Source organism: Bradyrhizobium tunisiense (genome assembly GCF_042263385.1).
GTDB classification, from domain to species: Bacteria; Pseudomonadota; Alphaproteobacteria; order Rhizobiales; family Xanthobacteraceae; genus Bradyrhizobium; species Bradyrhizobium tunisiense.
In genome coordinates, this window is record NZ_JBHLEV010000001.1 from 663894 (window position 1) to 678840 (window position 14947).

General features: G+C 64.6%; 17 protein-coding genes and 1 tRNA gene. 4 read left to right on the plus strand and 14 right to left on the minus strand.

The genetic code is table 11. From position 1 onward, the window contains the following. Window positions 1-91 precede the first annotated feature (91 nt). The 4 genes from ACFDR6_RS03105 to ACFDR6_RS03120 all read right to left on the minus strand — a co-directional run bounded on the left by ACFDR6_RS03105 (window position 92) and on the right by ACFDR6_RS03120 (window position 3270). Complete coding sequence (locus ACFDR6_RS03105; protein ID WP_212087403.1) at window positions 92-601, minus strand: hypothetical protein; 510 nt, start codon at window positions 599-601, stop codon at window positions 92-94. A 206-nt stretch (window positions 602-807) separates the two neighbouring features. Beyond that, entirely contained in the window at window positions 808-1116 is a 309-nt protein-coding gene (locus tag ACFDR6_RS03110; protein WP_212087400.1) for an EthD family reductase, read from the minus strand. A 234-nt stretch (window positions 1117-1350) separates the two neighbouring features. Continuing rightward, window positions 1351-3057, minus strand: coding sequence for an FAD-dependent oxidoreductase (locus tag ACFDR6_RS03115; protein ID WP_375857908.1), 1707 nt, complete (start codon window positions 3055-3057; stop codon window positions 1351-1353). A 24-nt stretch (window positions 3058-3081) separates the two neighbouring features. Further along, a complete protein-coding gene (locus ACFDR6_RS03120; protein ID WP_317241313.1) occupies window positions 3082-3270 on the minus strand; it encodes a hypothetical protein in 189 nt (62 codons plus the stop codon). A 316-nt stretch (window positions 3271-3586) separates the two neighbouring features. Here ACFDR6_RS03120 and ACFDR6_RS03125 point away from each other — a divergent pair. Continuing rightward, window positions 3587-3661 (plus strand) — tRNA-Thr (locus ACFDR6_RS03125). A 57-nt stretch (window positions 3662-3718) separates the two neighbouring features. Next, window positions 3719-4069, plus strand: coding sequence for a RidA family protein (locus tag ACFDR6_RS03130; RefSeq protein ID WP_212087394.1), 351 nt, complete (start codon window positions 3719-3721; stop codon window positions 4067-4069). A 1028-nt stretch (window positions 4070-5097) separates the two neighbouring features. Here ACFDR6_RS03130 and ACFDR6_RS03135 read toward each other — a convergent pair. The 4 genes from ACFDR6_RS03135 to ACFDR6_RS03150 all read right to left on the minus strand — a co-directional run bounded on the left by ACFDR6_RS03135 (window position 5098) and on the right by ACFDR6_RS03150 (window position 7966). Next, window positions 5098-5574, minus strand: coding sequence for a Crp/Fnr family transcriptional regulator (locus tag ACFDR6_RS03135; RefSeq protein ID WP_375857343.1), 477 nt, complete (start codon window positions 5572-5574; stop codon window positions 5098-5100). A 137-nt stretch (window positions 5575-5711) separates the two neighbouring features. Further along, on the minus strand, window positions 5712-6350 hold the full coding sequence (locus ACFDR6_RS03140; protein WP_375857344.1) for a ferric reductase-like transmembrane domain-containing protein: 639 nt from the start codon (window positions 6348-6350) through the stop codon (window positions 5712-5714). A 12-nt stretch (window positions 6351-6362) separates the two neighbouring features. Beyond that, window positions 6363-6866, minus strand: a complete 504-nt coding sequence (locus tag ACFDR6_RS03145; RefSeq protein ID WP_317241330.1) for a peptidase associated/transthyretin-like domain-containing protein — start codon at window positions 6864-6866, stop codon at window positions 6363-6365. Between the two features lie 161 nt (window positions 6867-7027). Next, a complete protein-coding gene (locus ACFDR6_RS03150) occupies window positions 7028-7966 on the minus strand; it encodes an ABC transporter substrate-binding protein (protein ID WP_375857345.1) in 939 nt (312 codons plus the stop codon). A 224-nt stretch (window positions 7967-8190) separates the two neighbouring features. Here ACFDR6_RS03150 and ACFDR6_RS03155 point away from each other — a divergent pair, with 224 nt between their 5' ends. Continuing rightward, window positions 8191-9195 carry an LLM class flavin-dependent oxidoreductase gene (locus ACFDR6_RS03155; protein WP_375857346.1) on the plus strand — a complete coding sequence of 335 codons (1005 nt, stop codon included), beginning with the start codon at window positions 8191-8193 and terminating at the stop codon, window positions 9193-9195. Window positions 9196-9312: 117 nt separating this feature from the next. Here the strand turns inward: ACFDR6_RS03155 and ACFDR6_RS03160 are convergent, their stop codons facing one another. The 6 genes from ACFDR6_RS03160 to ACFDR6_RS03185 are packed head-to-tail and all read right to left on the minus strand — an operon-like array spanning window position 9313 to window position 13922. Beyond that, window positions 9313-10188 carry an amidohydrolase family protein gene (locus ACFDR6_RS03160; protein ID WP_375857347.1) on the minus strand — a complete coding sequence of 292 codons (876 nt, stop codon included), beginning with the start codon at window positions 10186-10188 and terminating at the stop codon, window positions 9313-9315. Window positions 10189-10201: 13 nt separating this feature from the next. Continuing rightward, window positions 10202-10597: a RidA family protein gene (locus ACFDR6_RS03165; RefSeq protein WP_375857348.1), complete on the minus strand. Its 396-nt coding sequence runs from the start codon at window positions 10595-10597 to the stop codon at window positions 10202-10204. A 25-nt stretch (window positions 10598-10622) separates the two neighbouring features. Further along, window positions 10623-11426, minus strand: coding sequence for a 2-oxo-hept-4-ene-1,7-dioate hydratase (gene hpaH, locus ACFDR6_RS03170; protein WP_375857349.1), 804 nt, complete (start codon window positions 11424-11426; stop codon window positions 10623-10625). A 3-nt stretch (window positions 11427-11429) separates the two neighbouring features. After that, window positions 11430-12290 (minus strand): fumarylacetoacetate hydrolase family protein, encoded by an 861-nt coding sequence (locus tag ACFDR6_RS03175; protein WP_375857350.1) that lies wholly within the window; start codon window positions 12288-12290, stop codon window positions 11430-11432. A gap of 45 nt (window positions 12291-12335) precedes the next feature. Beyond that, window positions 12336-12953 (minus strand): flavin reductase family protein, encoded by a 618-nt coding sequence (locus ACFDR6_RS03180; RefSeq protein ID WP_375857351.1) that lies wholly within the window; start codon window positions 12951-12953, stop codon window positions 12336-12338. A 3-nt stretch (window positions 12954-12956) separates the two neighbouring features. Continuing rightward, the gene (locus ACFDR6_RS03185; protein WP_375857352.1) at window positions 12957-13922 is read right to left on the minus strand and encodes a Bug family tripartite tricarboxylate transporter substrate binding protein; all 966 of its coding nucleotides are present in this window, start codon (window positions 13920-13922) and stop codon (window positions 12957-12959) included. A gap of 146 nt (window positions 13923-14068) precedes the next feature. On the opposite strand from ACFDR6_RS03185, the gene ACFDR6_RS03190 reads away from it, so the two are divergent. Next, on the plus strand, window positions 14069-14860 hold the full coding sequence (locus tag ACFDR6_RS03190; RefSeq protein WP_317241338.1) for an IclR family transcriptional regulator: 792 nt from the start codon (window positions 14069-14071) through the stop codon (window positions 14858-14860). Window positions 14861-14947 lie beyond the last annotated feature (87 nt).

Consider the following 14947-nt stretch of genomic DNA (forward strand, 5'->3'; position numbering starts at 1 on the left):
ACGCGAAGCGTGGATCCGGAAATCCCGAGAGTGTGACGAGCGATCCCGGGTTCATCGCTGCGCGATGCCCCGGAATGACGGCCGGCAGTGATCAGGCAAACGTCATCGGCTTGAAGCGGCGCCAGGCGCCGATGGTGATCACGACGAAGAACACCAGCACGATGCCCTGCACCACCGCGAACACGGGGCCCGACGGCGGCGCGGGCGCCACGGCGGGCGCGAGCGCGGCGAGCGCCGGCACCTTGAGGAACGACTGGATCACCAGCACGAAGACGTTGAAATAGAGCGAGATCATCGCGGTCACGATGTAGACCGGACGCCAGACGCCGGCGAGCTTCATGGCGTACAGCGCGACGCAGGCGATGGCGAGCAGCACCAGCGATATGATGCCTATGATGTGCGAGGGCAGCAGCGTTTCGAATGGAAACAGGAAGCCGGTGGCGCTGGTCAGGATCGTGAAAGCCAGGAAGATCGCGGTGAGACCCGGCATCGACTTCGAGCCGAGCAGGCCGAACATCACGACGAGGCCGGCGGCAATGGCGATCAGGCTGATGACGACATGGATCAGAGTCAGGGCGGACAGGCTCAAGCCAAGGATCATGACATCTCTCTCCTATTCTCCGCGTTGAGATCGAAGAGTAGTATTACGGTGCTCACGCAATTGCCACATGCGTTGTCGCCGCATGCATGTTCGCAGCCATGCGTCATCGTGCGAATCGACGAACGCATGACTGAATTTTTTGCATCGCCGTCACAAACGACAGCAGCTGGTGGCTCGTCGCTTTCGACGAAAGTTGAATCGTTTCCTCACACTTCCTTGGTGTCGAAGATCAGGAGGTCGGCGCCGCCGCTGGCGAATTTCGGCACGTCGGCCCCGGTCGCCTTGCCTTCCTCGCTGCCGAATGCCGCCTGAATATCGGCCACGCTGTCGAAGGTGAGGATGGCGACGAGATGGATTCCGGAAGGTCCGGCGGGGGATGCGACCGGCCCCTTGCTGATGGCGTATTTCTTCAGGCCGGGAAGTTTCTTGGCGAGCGGAATATGCGTCTCGGCATAGTACTTGTCGAAGGCGGCAGCATCCTTGGGTGTCTTGTAGAGCACGACGATTTCAGCCATTTAGTCCTCCCGTTAAGCGTTTTGTTTGTAGACCCTCATGGTGAAGGGCGTGCGAAGCACGCTTGCGGACGATGCTTGCGCATCGCCGCGCGAACCGTGAAAGGCCCAGATGCATCCGGACCTTCATCCTTCGAGACGCGCTCCGCGCTTCTCAGGACGAGGGGAGATAGTCACGCATGACGCGGCGCAATGGCAAGCCGGATTCGTCTTGCCACCCGCCCGTCTTCTCCCTGCCTAAAGCGCCGGTTTTGCGGCGTCGCCGAGATAGCCATGCAGGGAGGCCACGACCTGGGCGCCCTCGCCGATGGCACCGCCGACACGCTTGACCGAACCGGAACGGACGTCGCCGACGGCATAGACGCCGGGCACGGAGGTCTCCAGCGGCGCCACCAGCCGGCCCTGGTTCTGCTCGGACTGCGCGCCCGTCACGACGAAGCCGCCGCGATCGAGCGTCACGCCGCAACCGTCGAGCCAGGCGGTGGCGGGATCGGCACCGACGAACAGGAAGAGATTGCGGATGTCGGCGGAATCCTCGTCGTCGGACAAGCGGCTCTTCCAGCGGATGCGACGCAGCAGCGAGGCGTCGTCGCCCTCCAGCGCCGTGATCTCGGTGTTGAACATCAATTCGATGTTCGGGGTGGCTTCGATGCGCTCAATGAGATAGCGCGACATGCTGGCGCCCAGGCCACCGCCGCGGATGATCATCAGGACTTTCTTGGCGTGGCCCGACAGGAACACCGCCGCCTGCCCTGCCGAATTGCCGGCGCCGACCAGAGCCACCTCCTCGCCGGCACAAAGCCGCGCCTCGACCGGCGAGGCCCAGTACCAGACGCCGCGGCCCTCGAACTTGTCGAGGTTTGCGATCTCCGGCCGGCGATAGCGCGCGCCGCTCGCGACCACGACGGCGCGCGAGCGCAAGGGATCGCAGCCGTCGAGCGATACCGCGAATGCGCCGTCCTTGCGCGTGCAGTCGAGCGACGTCGCAGTGACCGGAATCATGATATCGGCGCCGAATTTCTGGGCCTGGGTGAAGGCGCGCGCGGTCAGTGCCTGGCCCGAGATGCCGGTCGGAAAGCCCAGATAGTTCTCAATGCGCGCACTGGCGCCGGCCTGGCCGCCGAAGGCCCGGATGTCGAGCACGGCGACGGACAATCCTTCGGACGCCGCATACACGGCGGTGGCGAGCCCGGCCGGTCCGCAGCCGACGACCGCGACGTCGTAGATGCGGCCATCCTTGGCGCCGCCGATCATGCCGATGGCGCGCGCGAGCTCGGTCTCACTGGGATTGCGTAGCACCGCACCGCTGGCGGCGACGACCAGCGGCCAATCTTCCAGCTTCGGCGAATAGCGCGCGATCAACTCGGCGGCGTCGCGATCGCGGTCTGGATCGAGCAGATGATGCGGCTGACCGTTGCGGGTGAGGAAGCCCTGCAACCGCACCACGCCGGCGGAGTTCGACGGTCCGATCAGCACCGGACCGCCGATGCCGTCCTGAAGCAGGTTGACCCGGCGCAGGATCAGTGCGCGCATGATGCGCTCGCCGAGCTCGGCCTCGGCGACGAGAAGCGCGCGCAGCCGGTGCGGCGGCAGCAGCAGCGTCTCGACATCGCCCTCGGCGCGGCCGTCGACCAGCGCCGGCTGGCCCGAGAGCTGGCTGAGCTCGGCCAGGAATTGCCCCGGCCCCTGGTCGATCACGGGCGTGACGTGACCGAGGCCGTCGCGCTGGGTGATGGCGACATGGCCTTTCAGCACGACGAACATGCCGGGCCCGGGCTTGCCGGTCTCGAACAGGAACTCGCCGTCCTTGTAATTGCGGACCTCGCCGAAATGCCTGACACGCTCGATCTCGGCCGGGGTCAGCGTCGGGAAGGTCTGCTCTGGGCGCGTGAAGCGCGACATCCGCGCGTCACCTTCATCTCGTTGCTGTCCGTCCTGCGCCATCGTCATTCTCACTCATTCCAAATTCTAGGTGCCGGCTTTGCCGGCGGTCCCCTCATTTAGGGAACCATCCTCGTTCTGCGAGGGCTCGGAGCTTGCCGCGCGTTCGCGCGCCTGCAGCTTCCGCCGCTTCAGGTTTTCGCGCAGCGCCGATTTCAGCCGGTCGTCCCGGGACGTCTTCGCCTGTCTCGTGCTCTTCTCGGTCTCGTCAGCCATCACACGGGTCCACTCGATGTCGTCGGCGCTACCATGCCCGAGGAATACGGCAGCTCAAGAGGCCCGTGCGACGGGATCGTGCGAAACGCGAATGGATCCAGTGCGAGCTTCCAGGCAACTGGCCGTTTGGGTGGGGGATATCGGACCAGATCGACGGAAAGCCGGTGATTTCGAGCCCAAATGGGCACTTTGGCCCTGATATCGGCTCGATTTTCTCGTTTTGACCGGCCGAGCAAGCTTGCACAGGAGGGGGGCTTGTGGCAGATATCGGCCCGCTTGGTAGGCCCCTCGGGCGCCCGATTCTTCACCAGCACATGCTGCCGTAGCTCAGTGGTAGAGCACTCCATTGGTAATGGAGAGGTCGACAGTTCAATCCTGTCTGGCAGCACCAGCCTTTCCCTCCTGAAGCGAGCCCTCCAGAGAGTCCGCAACGTCCACGGATGCCATCGTGATCAAACGTTCCCTGCCCTATGAAGGGCTGCTCCACGAGATCGTCGAGCACAACGGCGTGCTCTACCTCGGCGGCATCGTCCCTGAGGATGCGGGGCTCGACATGGCGGGCCAGGCCGACGATGTGCTTCGACAGTTGAAGACCCTCCTTGAAGGGGCTGGCTCCGATCTCTCCTGTGTTCTGCAGGTGACCATCTTCATGGCCGACCTCGCCGACAAGGCGGCGTTCAACGACGTGTGGAAGCGCTATTTCACCGCGGACCATCTGCCGGCGCGCGCCGCCATCGGCGTTGCGGATCTCGGCAAGGGCGTCAGGCTGGAGCTGACCGCGACCGCCGCCCGTCGGTGACTCGAGCGAGGCGAGAAGGCGAGACGCCTCAGTCATTCCTGTGTTCACACATGAAGCTGCGTTCTCGCGGCTTGAAACGCCCGAGTTTTGCTCGTTTCCTTGACCCTCTTCCTTGAAGAGGGCGCAGGGAAGACCGGGTGCCGACAGGCACCCGCGGTCCGCTGCGCGAAATGCACACGCAGAAAGAACCGCACAGCAGCATACAGGTGGTGCCGATCACTCGGCCTTCCCTGCGCGATGGTCGGACGGCTTATGCCGTGCTCTCCCGGGAGCCGAACTTTCCTCTGGCCTCCCTCGCCCCGCGAATTGGATGATGCAGCCCGCCCGGTTGGGCTCGCTCGCACCTCCGAAGGGCTTGACCGTAGCAACGACGGCCAGGACCACACGGTTTTGCCGTACGCAGCAACATCGTTCGTCACACGGAGAAGGACCTCACGAGGTTCACCCGCCCTGGTCCCGCCTTCCCGTGCCCGACGCAGCCGCGTCCACCGCAGCCCGGCCCACGTTCGTTGCGACGTACGATCGCCCCTCTCCTCGGGCCGGGATGCCGGGACTATGCCGCAATTCCGAATTTCGGTAAAGTGGAATATTTTTGCAGGAGGGGATTGACGGGGTTTGGGTGTTTTGCCCGACGCGCCCAAATCGCTGCATGATGTCGGTTTCCGATGTCGAAAAGATGCAGCCATACTGTCCTTTTGACCGCTAAATTCGTGGTGATAGTGTCATATCGCGCAGTTTGTCCGGGAGGACACGATGGAATGGCTTGACCGGCTGTTTGGAAGGACGTCGGCGCCTCCGACCCGATTCTTTGCGAGATTTAGGCGGAGGGGACCGACCGATCCCGACCTTCTGAAAATTGCCAAGGACCGAAAAGGGCATGTTTCACGAAGGGCGGTAAGGGATGAATATAACCGGCTGGTCTTGGAGAAGTACGCGCACGACAAGTCGTGACGTCCAAGACCCGTCGAGACCTTGCTCAGTGGCGAGACATGATGGTTTCGCAGCCGCTCTAGCGGTGCTGCGCACCATCAATTGTCGTTCTCCGCCCGGAGGCCGGTGAAGCGGTTATCCGCCCGGCGCAAGCGCCGGCAAAGCTCGCGATTGATGTTCTGCAGGACGACCACATAGGCGTGGATGTCGGCCTTGTAGCAGGCGTAGAGATTCCGGGCCGTCAACTCGTACAGCACCGTCGGCACCTCCGCGACGACCGTCGCCGAGCGGTTCTGCATTTCGATCAGCGTCATCTCGCCGAAGAAATCGCCACGCTCCAGAACGGAAATCGGGATGGTGCTTCCCGCATTCGCCCGCTTGCTCACCGCCAGGCGGCCGGTTTCGACGATGAACATCGAACGTCCCGGCTCGCCCTCCGCCACGACGGTCGCCCCGGCATCGAAGCGGCGCTCGACCAGCATCGACATCAGGAGATCGAGGCCTCCGTCCGAGAGACCGCCGAAGAACGGCGTCGCGAGCAGGAACGCTTTCAGATCGGGGGCGGTGACGGTCATGGCGCGAGGGTACGCCTCGGCGCTATTTGCGGCAAGCGGAGCGGCGTGCTCCATCATCGCGAGCGGAAGCGAGGCGATCCGGAATCTTTCCGCAGAGATGACGCGTGGAGAGGCCTTCGCTTCTTGAACCCCAAGATCTACTGCCGCGCGACACTTTCCCCGCGCAACGTCCTTCGCTTTCGCCAGACCTGCAGATCAACCATTATCTTGATGCTCGCCGCGAGAATCAGCACGCAAAGCACCACCTTCGAAACCGTCTCCATCGTTCCCTCGATCAGCAGGCAATGGACCACGCTGCCTGCGACGATGACGATTGCGAGCGGAAGATGGACGATACGCCAGGTACGCAGGCGCAGTCCCAATCGCCGGCGCAGTGCAGCCAGAACGGCAACGATGAAGATGGCCCACATGGCGGTCACGCCAAAGGGTGAGAACGGCGTCGGCGATGCGTAGGTCAGCGCGTCGATCATATCGGGCGGGCTGGTGATCCAGAGACCGGCGACGTGGATTACCACGGCCAGTACCAACGCGCCGCCGATCCAGTGATGGACGCGCCGGCCACGATAGGTCGACAGGCCCGGCAGATAGCCGCCGATCAGCAGGGGCTGCACGAGCACGAGACCGAGGGCAATGATCCCTGCAAAGCCGGCGAGGATGTAGACCGGACCGCGCCATGCGAGCTGCTCGCTTGTCGCCGCCAGCGCGACCGGCACGCCAATGGCCAAGGCAAGAGCGACCCAGATCAGGATCACCCGCGCCGATCTCCACTCCGTCATTCGCTGGCCCGGTCAGGCCGGCTGCAGGACGAAGTGCGCCTCGAGGCTGGTCTCCTTTGCGCTCCGCATCACCGGCCGCAGGAAGACGGTCTTGAACTCGCCGCTGTCATAGGCGAGGTGGCCGTGCGGCTGGCCGAAGATCGGAATGATCTGCGGCATCTCCAGCCGGAACTTGCCGTCCTTGTCGGTGAGCGTGGCGCCATGGCTCTGCGGCTCGTGCTCCTGGCCTTCGACCGTGTGCGCCCAGATCTGGATGCGCTGCCCGGCCAGCGGCGTGCCGTCGCCGGCGCGACGGACGGTGCCGCTCATCCAGAAGCCGCCCTTGCCGATGCGATCCACGATCTGCGCGCCCTTGCGATAATTGTTCGCGCCGCCCGACATCGTTTCGGTCGGCGCGAGGCCTGCCGCACGGGCGGGGAGCAGGAGACCGGAAACGCCTGATGCCAGGACGCCTGTTGCGAGGACGGTGCCGCCCGCGGCGAGCAGGCTTCGGCGGTTGAATACGACCGTGGTCATGTCGGTTCCTCCTGGCAACCCTGCGGCTGCTCCCGCAAGCTACAACAACAGGCCCAAAACGCCCAGTTGCGACGAAGGGCGCCATAGGCCGCAATAACAGTGTTGTGAACGGGCGGGCGTGGGCCACTCAGGGCAGGCAGGACGGAAGCCATCCTGCGCGCTTACTCGATCACTTCATCCGTCAGCACGAGGATGGTGGGCGGAACAGTCAATCCGAGTGCACGCGCCGTCTTGAGATTGACAGCCAGCTCGAATTTGGTTGGGAGTTGAATCGGCATGTCCGCCGGCTTTTGTCCCTTCAGAATCAAATCGACATAACCCGCGGCGCGACGAAAGAGGTCGCCTATGTCGGCACCATAGCTGAACAGCGCGCCAGCGCGCGCAAATTCGCTCTGCTGACCGATGACGGCGATCTTCCTTTCGATGCCGATCTGACAGATCTCATTCTGCATTGCAGCGGTCATGTAATCGCGAATGACGATCACGGCGCTGCCACCGGCGGCCGCCAGCACATCAAACTGCTCGGCGACCGCTGCCGGCGACGCAGTGGTGAGACCAAGTCGCACCGGTTCGACGCCCGCTCGTCGTGCTTCCAGCACGGTTTGCGCGCCCCAGGCACTAAACGTCGGGTCCGTTGCGTTATTCAAAACGCCGATTCTCCTGAGCGTTGGCAAAATCTCGCGGATCATCTCGATGCGTTTGGCCGACATCTCTTCGCCAAATGCAGCAAAACCGGTGAGGCTGCCGCCGGGACGAGCGAGGCTCTCAAACAACTCGCGGTCGCTCTGCACGGCAGGCAGCGCGACGGCAACAACGGGGATATTGGTCCTCTTCACGATCGCGCGGGCCGCGGCCGGTCCCGGCGCAAGCAGCACATCGACGCGTTTTGCCACAAGCTCATCAATCAGCGTCAGGCCGCGCGAGACATCCCCTCCGGTCGAGCGTGCGTCGATGATGATGTTGCGACCCTCGACGTAACCGAGCCCAGCCATCGCCTTGCGAAAGGGAGCAAGCGTGGCGTTGTCCACCTCAGTTGTGGCAAACCCGACGAAGCCCACGACCGGAACGCGCTGTTGGGTAAACGCCACACGTGGCGACATGGCAGCAAGTCCCAAGGAAGCTAGAAAATTCCGCCGTCTCATTTGACCGTCTCGATAGACCTGAACGGTCGGATCATAGCTTGTCGGAGGGGTGGGGCGAAGCGAAACCGGCCAAGGTCTTGTACGATGGCGGTGCCTGCGGATCTCGCCAGTGCTCTACCGATCCGATGCACCGACACTACATGTGTGCAGACCCACACACGCGCTCAGTTCAGGTACCCCCCATGATCCCCTTCTCCGTGCTCGACCTCGCACCGATCTGCCAGGGCAGCGATGCCGCGCAGGCGTTTCGCAATTCGCTCGATCTGGCGCAGCATGCGGAAAGCTGGGGCTACAAACGGTTCTGGCTCGCCGAGCATCACAACATGACGGGGATCGCGAGCGCCGCGACATCGGTGGTGATCGGGCACATCGCGGGTGGGACCAGGACGATCCGCGTCGGCTCCGGCGGGATCATGCTGCCGAACCATTCGCCGCTGGTCATCGCCGAGCAGTTCGGCACGCTGGAATCGCTCTATCCCGGACGGATCGATCTCGGGCTCGGTCGGGCGCCGGGCACCGACCAGTTCACCGCACGGGCGCTGCGGCGCGACCTTGCGACGACATCCGAGAACTTTCCGCATGACGTGCTGGAATTGCAGGCCCTGCTCGGCGATTTGCAGCCGAACCAAGCGATCCGCGCCGTGCCCGGCATGGGGACGAAGGTGCCGCTGTGGATCCTGGGATCGAGCACCTTCGGCGCACAGCTGGCTGCGATGCTCGGGCTGCCGTTCGCATTCGCCTCGCATTTCGCGCCGCAGATGATGATGCCGGCGCTGCGCGAATATCGCGCGCGCTTCGAGCCGTCGGCGCAGCTCGACAAGCCCTACGCGATGATCGGCGTCAACGTCTTCGCCGCCGACAGCGATGACGAGGCGCAACGAATGTTCTCCTCGCTGCAGCAGCAGTTCATCAACCTGCGCCGCGGCACGCCGGGGCCGCTGCCGCCGCCGGTGGACGACATGGATGCGCTGTGGTCGCCGGCGGAGAAAGCCATGGTCGACCAGTCGCTGTCCTGCTCCGCGGTCGGCTCGCCTGATGTGGTGGAAGAGAAGCTGAAGGCGCTGATCACGGATACCGGCGCGGACGAATTGATGACGACGGGGCAGATCTACGATCACGCCGCCCGGCTGCGCTCGTTCGAGATCGCGGCCGAGGTGCGGGACCGGGTGGGGAGGCAGCCGCTGTGAGCGGTAGGACCGCACGTCATTGCGAGCGCAGCCAAGCAATCCAGACTACCACCGCAGCAGGACTCTGGATTGCTTCGTCGCAAGAGCTCCTCGCAATGACGACCGAGGGAGTTCGCTCTAATCCGCAAACCCGAACAGCTTTGCCGGATTGCGCACCAGGATCTTCTCCAGCTCCGTCTGATCCGCGACGTAGCGGTACATCAGCTCGAGCAGGTCGGCGTCGTTGGGCGGCTGCTTCACCGAGACGGGATGCGGCCAGTCGCTGGCCCAGACGCAGCGGTCGGGGGCGGCCTCGATATAGGCGCGCGCGATCGGGATGACGTCGTCATAGGGCGCACCGAGTTTCGAGGTCTTCTCGCCGAGCGACAGCATCACCCAGAAATTGCCCTTCTCGAGCAGCTCGAGCATCTTGCGCAGGTTCGGATCGGCCTTGCCGGCCTCGGGGGCGGGGCGCGCCATGTGATCGATCAGCACGGGCACGTCGAGGTTCTCGTATTTGGCGACGCTCGACATGATGCCGTCCTTCTCGGGCTGGATCTTGACGTACCAGCCGAGCTCGCGAATGCGCGCAATCGCACGTGCGAAGTCGGCGTCAGACAGCACGGCGCCGAGCTCCTGGCGGAAGCTGAAGCGTGCGCCGCGCACGCCGGCCTCGTGCAGCTTGGAGAGGTACGAGTCGCTCGCCTCGGCGAACACCAGCGCGTTGGCGCAGCCACGATAGTTCGGGCCCATCGCAGCTAAGCCATCGAGCACGACCGCATGGTCGGCGCCGTAGGTCGTGGTCTGCACGATGATGCCGCGCTCGATGCCGAGCGTCTTGTGCATGCGCAGCGCCGCTTCCCAGGTCGCGGTCGGCATCCGATAGGCCGCGCCGGGGCGCTCCGGATATTTTTCGATGGGACCCAGCACGTGGAACTGGCTGTCGACGGTCTTCGGCGGCGGCGCCTTGCTGGGGCGGCGCGGGTTGGGATCGAACGGCAGATAGGTCGGCATGCGCAAAACTCCTTCAGTCGATCACGGCGGTGAAGTCGCACTGCACCAGCGCGCCGCCGTCCATGTTGTCCATCGGCAGCGCGTGGCGCGCCGGGCGCGAATGCTCGTCCGGAAACATCTTGAGCCATTCGACATTGACGGGCCCGCGGTTGCCGCGGTCCTTCAGCCACACCGTCATCTTGATGATGTCGTCGGTGGTGCCGCCGGCGGCCTCCACCGTCGCCTTCATGTGCGCGAACATGTTGGCGCATTGGGCGTCGAGACTCTCAGGCATCGCGTTGGTCGCGGGATCGCGGCCGAGGATGACGCCGGACATCACGAGATTGCCGATGCGGCAGGCGTTCGGAATCGGATTGACGTGCTTGAAGCCGCCGATGTGGATGCTCTTGCGGCGCGATTGACCACTCATGATGCGATCCCTCTTTGTTGTTGGTTCAGGCGAACTGGCACGACACCGAGCCGAACGCGCCGTAGTCGGCATGGAACGTGTCGCCGCGGCGGATGTCGACGGGCCGCGTGAACGATCCCGCCAGCACCACCTCGCCCGCCCTCAGATGCTCGTCATGCGGCGCGAGGCGGTTGGCGAGCCAGGCGATGCCGTTCGCGGGATGATTGAGCACGCCGGCGGCAAGGCCGGTTTCCTCGACCTCGCCGTTGCGGAACAGCAGCGCGCCGATCCAGCGCAAATCGGCATCAAGGGGGCGGAACGGCCGGCCGCCCAGCACCAGCGCGGCATTCGCCGCGTTGTCCGAGATCGTATCCATCACCTTGCGTGTCTTGCCGGTCTCGGGATCGACGCGGTGCATGCGCGTCTCCAGGATTTCCAGTGCCGGCGTGACGTAATCGGTGGCGTTGAGGACGTCGAAGATGGTGCAATCGGGCCCGCGCAGCGGCGCCTTCAGCACGAAGGCGAGCTCGACCTCGATGCGCGGCGCGTGGAAGCGGTCGAACGGAATCGGCGTCGCGTCGGCATAGAACATGTCGGCGAACAGCACGCCGTAATCCGGCTCGGAGATGCCGACCGCGTTCTGCATCGCCTTCGAGGTCAGGCCGATCTTGTGGCCCTTGATGATCCGGCCGCGGCCGAGCTGGAGTTTCGTCCAGGCGCGCTGGACCGCATAGGCGTCCTCGATGCTGAAATCCGGATACTCCTTCGAGAACATCGGGATCAGCGACTTGGTGCGCTCGGCCTCGTCGAGGCGCGCGGCGAGACGTTCGATCGTGGCGCTATCCAGCATGATCTAGCTCTCCGCGGCCACGGTGTTGCGCAGCACGCCGATGCGACTCGACTCGACCTCGACGACGTCGCCCACCTTCAGCCAGCGCGGCGGATCGAAGCGGGCGCCCGCACCGGTCGGCGTGCCCGTCACGATCATGTCGCCGGGCTTGAGGGTCGCGAAGGTGGAGAGATAGGAGATGATGAAGTCGAACGGAAACATCAGCCGCTCGGTCGTGTCCTGCTGCCGCACCTCGCCGTTGACGCGCGTCACGATGTCGTGGGGACCGCGCGGATCGAGCTCGTCCGACGTGACGATCCACGGGCCGATGCTGCCGGAGCGGTCGAAGTTCTTGCCCTGAGTCACGTTGAACTTGCCGTGACGCAGCCAGTCGCGGATCGTGCCCTCGTTGCACAGCGTCATGCCGAAGATGTGCGACCACGCCTTGTCCCGCGGGATGTGACGGCCGCCCTGTCCGATGACGATGACGAGCTCGCCCTCGTAGTCGAGCTGGTCCGAAACCTTCGGCTTCTCCAGCGGTTGGCCGGAGCCGGTCATCGAGGACATGCTGCGCACGAACAGGCTCGGATATTTGGGCAGGTCCGAACTGTCCTTGTATTCGGCGTTGCGCTCGGCATAGTTGACGCCGATGCACCAGAGCTTTTCCGGCGCCAGCACCGGCGGAAGCAGGACCAGCTCTTCCAGAGCGTAGTCCGGCGCGGCGCCGGCAACTGCTTCCTGCGCGTCGTGCAGCGCGTTGGCCGCGATCAGCGCGCGCACATCCGAGAAGTCGTGGCCGATCCGCATGCTCAGATCGATCACGCCGCCTTCGACGGCCGCGCCGTAGCGCGGCTCTCCGTCCACGAGATAGCTTACGAGGCGCATGGTCTTTCTCCAATGATGTTCGGGCAGAGCGGCGGGCGGCGGCGCTCAGTCTTTCGATTTCGGGGTCTGGAACACGGTCTTGAGCGTGACGATCTCGCCGAGCCGGGCGTAACGGGGACCTCCGATGCGGGCGATCGGGTCGAGGGCGGCAGTCTCGACCTTGCCGTCGTTCACGAGTCCGTCGCGGATATGGAACATCACGACCTCGCCGACGATGAGCCGGCTCCTGGCCTCGCCGAATTCGAGGCACTGCCGGAAACGGCATTCCATCGCGACCGGCGCTGCCGCCAGCCGCCGCACCTTGATGAGATCGCAGGGCAGCGTTTCGAGCCCGAGATGTTCGACCTCGCTGATCTCAGGCGGATGCTCGACCGATGAATCGTGCACCGCCGACATCAGTGGGGTATCGGCGATGTGGATGACATACTCCTCGGTATCAAGGATGTTGTGCGCGGTGTCCTTGTAATCGGCGCCCTTGCGGCCGACGCTGATGGCGAGCATCGGCGGCTTCTGCGAGACGAAGGTGAAGGCGCTGAACGGGGCGAGATTGAGCACGCCGCTGCGCGACAGGCTCGTCACCCAGGCGATCGGACGCGGCACCACGATGCCGGTCATCAGCCGGTAGATGCGCTCGGCGCCGAACTCGGTGGGATCGATCCGCATGGCTCAGTTGGCCGTGATGTTGGCCTTGCGCACCACCGGAATCCACTTGGCGTCCTCGCGCTCCAGATAAGCCCTGAATTCGGCCGGCGTCATCGGCGTGGCTTCGCCGCCGAGCTTCTCGAATTTGTCGATCACGCTGGGGTCCTTCAGGATCGCGACGAGCGTCTCGTGCAATTTCTCCACGACCGGCGCCGGCGTGCCGGCAGGAGCGAACAAACCGGTGAAGGTCTGGCCGTCGAAATCCTTGTAGCCGAGCTCGGCGAAGGTCGGCACGTCGGGCAGCGACTTCAGGCGGTGCGGGCTGGTGACTGCCAGCGCGCGGAACAGGCCGGCCTTGATGTGCTGGAGACTGACCGTGAGCTGGTCGAAGGCGAACTGCACCTGCCCGCCGAGCAGGTCGTTGATCGCCGGCGCGTTGCCGCGGTAATGCGCGGTGACCCATTGCACATCGAGGCTGGATTGCATCAACTCGCTGAGCAAATGGTTGGTGGTGCCGGGACCGGGCGAAGCCATCGTCAGCTTGCCGGGCTCGCGCTTGGCAAGGTCGAGAAACTCCTTCAGCGTCGTCGCCTGCACCGACGGATGAACTTCGAGCACCAGCGGCGTCATCGAGATCGTCGAGATCGGCAGAAAGTCCTTCTTCCAGTTATAGGCGTCGCGCTTGTTGATCTCGGTCGCGAACAGCACCGGGCCGTTGGCGCCGACGAACAGCGTGTAGCCGTCGGGCGCCGATTTCGCGAAAGCCTCGCCCGCGATCATGCCGCCGGCGCCGGCCTTGTTCTCGATGACGAAGGGCTGGCCGAGCTTTTCCTGCAGCTTGTCGGCGACGATGCGCGCGGCGCTGTCGACATTGCCGCCGGCGGGATAGGGCACGATCAGCTTGACGTTGCGTGCCGGCCATTGCTGGCCCGATGCGGGCCCGGCCAGCATCGCAGTCGCGGCTGCTATGGCGATCCAGATTAATCTCATGTTAACCTCCCGGCGGCGCTTTTCAATTTCACGTCGAATGCCTGACGTCGCACTGAGGGCAACTCGATAGGCAGCTCGATCGGAGCGCAATCTCCAGATGATTGCGCTTTACCTGTCGAGTGAATTGTGGCGTTCTTGTCCATATTATGGACAAAACCAGAGTACCCCGCAACGCCATGGCACCGCGGCAGGGCGCGCAGGCGATCCGGCGCGCGCTCGCGGTGCTGCGCATTCTGGCCGCAGGCCGCGAGGCCGGTGTGCCATTGGCCGAGGTCGTGCGCGGGACCGGCCTCACCCGCCCGACCGTGCATCGCATCGTCCACGTGCTGATCGAGGAAGGCATCGTCGAGCGGAACGAGCGGAGCGGCTGCTACGCGATCGGCAACCAGGTGCCGGAGCTGGCGCTGGCGCGGCCGCGGCCGTCGCGACTGCTGATTGCCGCCAATCCGTCGCTGCAACGCGCCTCCGCCGAGATCGGGGACACGCTGTTCCTGACGGTGCGCACCGGCAACGACACGCTGTGTGTCGACCGCAGGATCGGCGTCTATCCGATCCAGGTGCTGTCGATCGAGATCGGCGCGCGCCGGCCGCTCGGCGTCTCCAGTGCGGGCGTCGCCATCCTCGCCGCGATGCCGGCGCAGGATGCGCGAAAGATCGTCGCAGCCAACGAGAAGAGATTCGAGGCCTACCGGACCGATGTGGCGACGGTAATGGGCGAAGTAATGGCGGCCAGACGCTTGGGCTACGGCAAGCGGGAGATTGGCCTCGTGCAGGGCACCAAATCGATCTCGACCTGGATCAAGACGCCGGACGGCCAGCCGGCTGCCGCGATGACGGTCTCCGCCGTGCGGACCCGGCTCGGCCCCCGCCGCGAGCAAGAGGTCGCGGAGATATTGCTGCGGGAGGCCCGGATCATCGAACAGGCGATCGGGGGTTAAACCCTGCAAGGCACTGTGCGACGCTTCAATGGGCTGACTTGCCCCGCCGTTCTGTGGCACAAGAGCGGCCTCCGCCGATTGACCAAC

Excerpts from the sequence above, each read along its gene's own strand:
- ACFDR6_RS03155 (WP_375857346.1), top strand. The coding sequence starts at position 8,191 with ATGATCCCCTTCTCCGTGCTCGACCTCGCACCGATCTGCCAGGGCAGC.
- hpaH (WP_375857349.1), bottom strand. The coding sequence starts at position 11,426 with ATGCTGGATAGCGCCACGATCGAACGTCTCGCCGCGCGCCTCGACGAG.
- ACFDR6_RS03165 (WP_375857348.1), bottom strand. The coding sequence starts at position 10,597 with ATGAGTGGTCAATCGCGCCGCAAGAGCATCCACATCGGCGGCTTCAAG.
- ACFDR6_RS03150 (WP_375857345.1), bottom strand. The coding sequence starts at position 7,966 with ATGTCGCCACGTGTGGCGTTTACCCAACAGCGCGTTCCGGTCGTGGGC.
- ACFDR6_RS03135 (WP_375857343.1), bottom strand. The coding sequence starts at position 5,574 with ATGACCGTCACCGCCCCCGATCTGAAAGCGTTCCTGCTCGCGACGCCG.
- ACFDR6_RS03140 (WP_375857344.1), bottom strand. The coding sequence starts at position 6,350 with ATGACGGAGTGGAGATCGGCGCGGGTGATCCTGATCTGGGTCGCTCTT.
- ACFDR6_RS03110 (WP_212087400.1), bottom strand. The coding sequence starts at position 1,116 with ATGGCTGAAATCGTCGTGCTCTACAAGACACCCAAGGATGCTGCCGCC.
- ACFDR6_RS03180 (WP_375857351.1), bottom strand. The coding sequence starts at position 12,953 with ATGCGGATCGATCCCACCGAGTTCGGCGCCGAGCGCATCTACCGGCTG.
- ACFDR6_RS03105 (WP_212087403.1), bottom strand. The coding sequence starts at position 601 with ATGATCCTTGGCTTGAGCCTGTCCGCCCTGACTCTGATCCATGTCGTC.
- ACFDR6_RS03190 (WP_317241338.1), top strand. The coding sequence starts at position 14,069 with ATGGACAAAACCAGAGTACCCCGCAACGCCATGGCACCGCGGCAGGGC.
- ACFDR6_RS03175 (WP_375857350.1), bottom strand. The coding sequence starts at position 12,290 with ATGCGCCTCGTAAGCTATCTCGTGGACGGAGAGCCGCGCTACGGCGCG.
- ACFDR6_RS03160 (WP_375857347.1), bottom strand. The coding sequence starts at position 10,188 with ATGCCGACCTATCTGCCGTTCGATCCCAACCCGCGCCGCCCCAGCAAG.
- ACFDR6_RS03185 (WP_375857352.1), bottom strand. The coding sequence starts at position 13,922 with ATGAGATTAATCTGGATCGCCATAGCAGCCGCGACTGCGATGCTGGCC.
- ACFDR6_RS03120 (WP_317241313.1), bottom strand. The coding sequence starts at position 3,270 with ATGGCTGACGAGACCGAGAAGAGCACGAGACAGGCGAAGACGTCCCGG.
- ACFDR6_RS03115 (WP_375857908.1), bottom strand. The coding sequence starts at position 3,057 with ATGGCGCAGGACGGACAGCAACGAGATGAAGGTGACGCGCGGATGTCG.
- ACFDR6_RS03145 (WP_317241330.1), bottom strand. The coding sequence starts at position 6,866 with ATGACCACGGTCGTATTCAACCGCCGAAGCCTGCTCGCCGCGGGCGGC.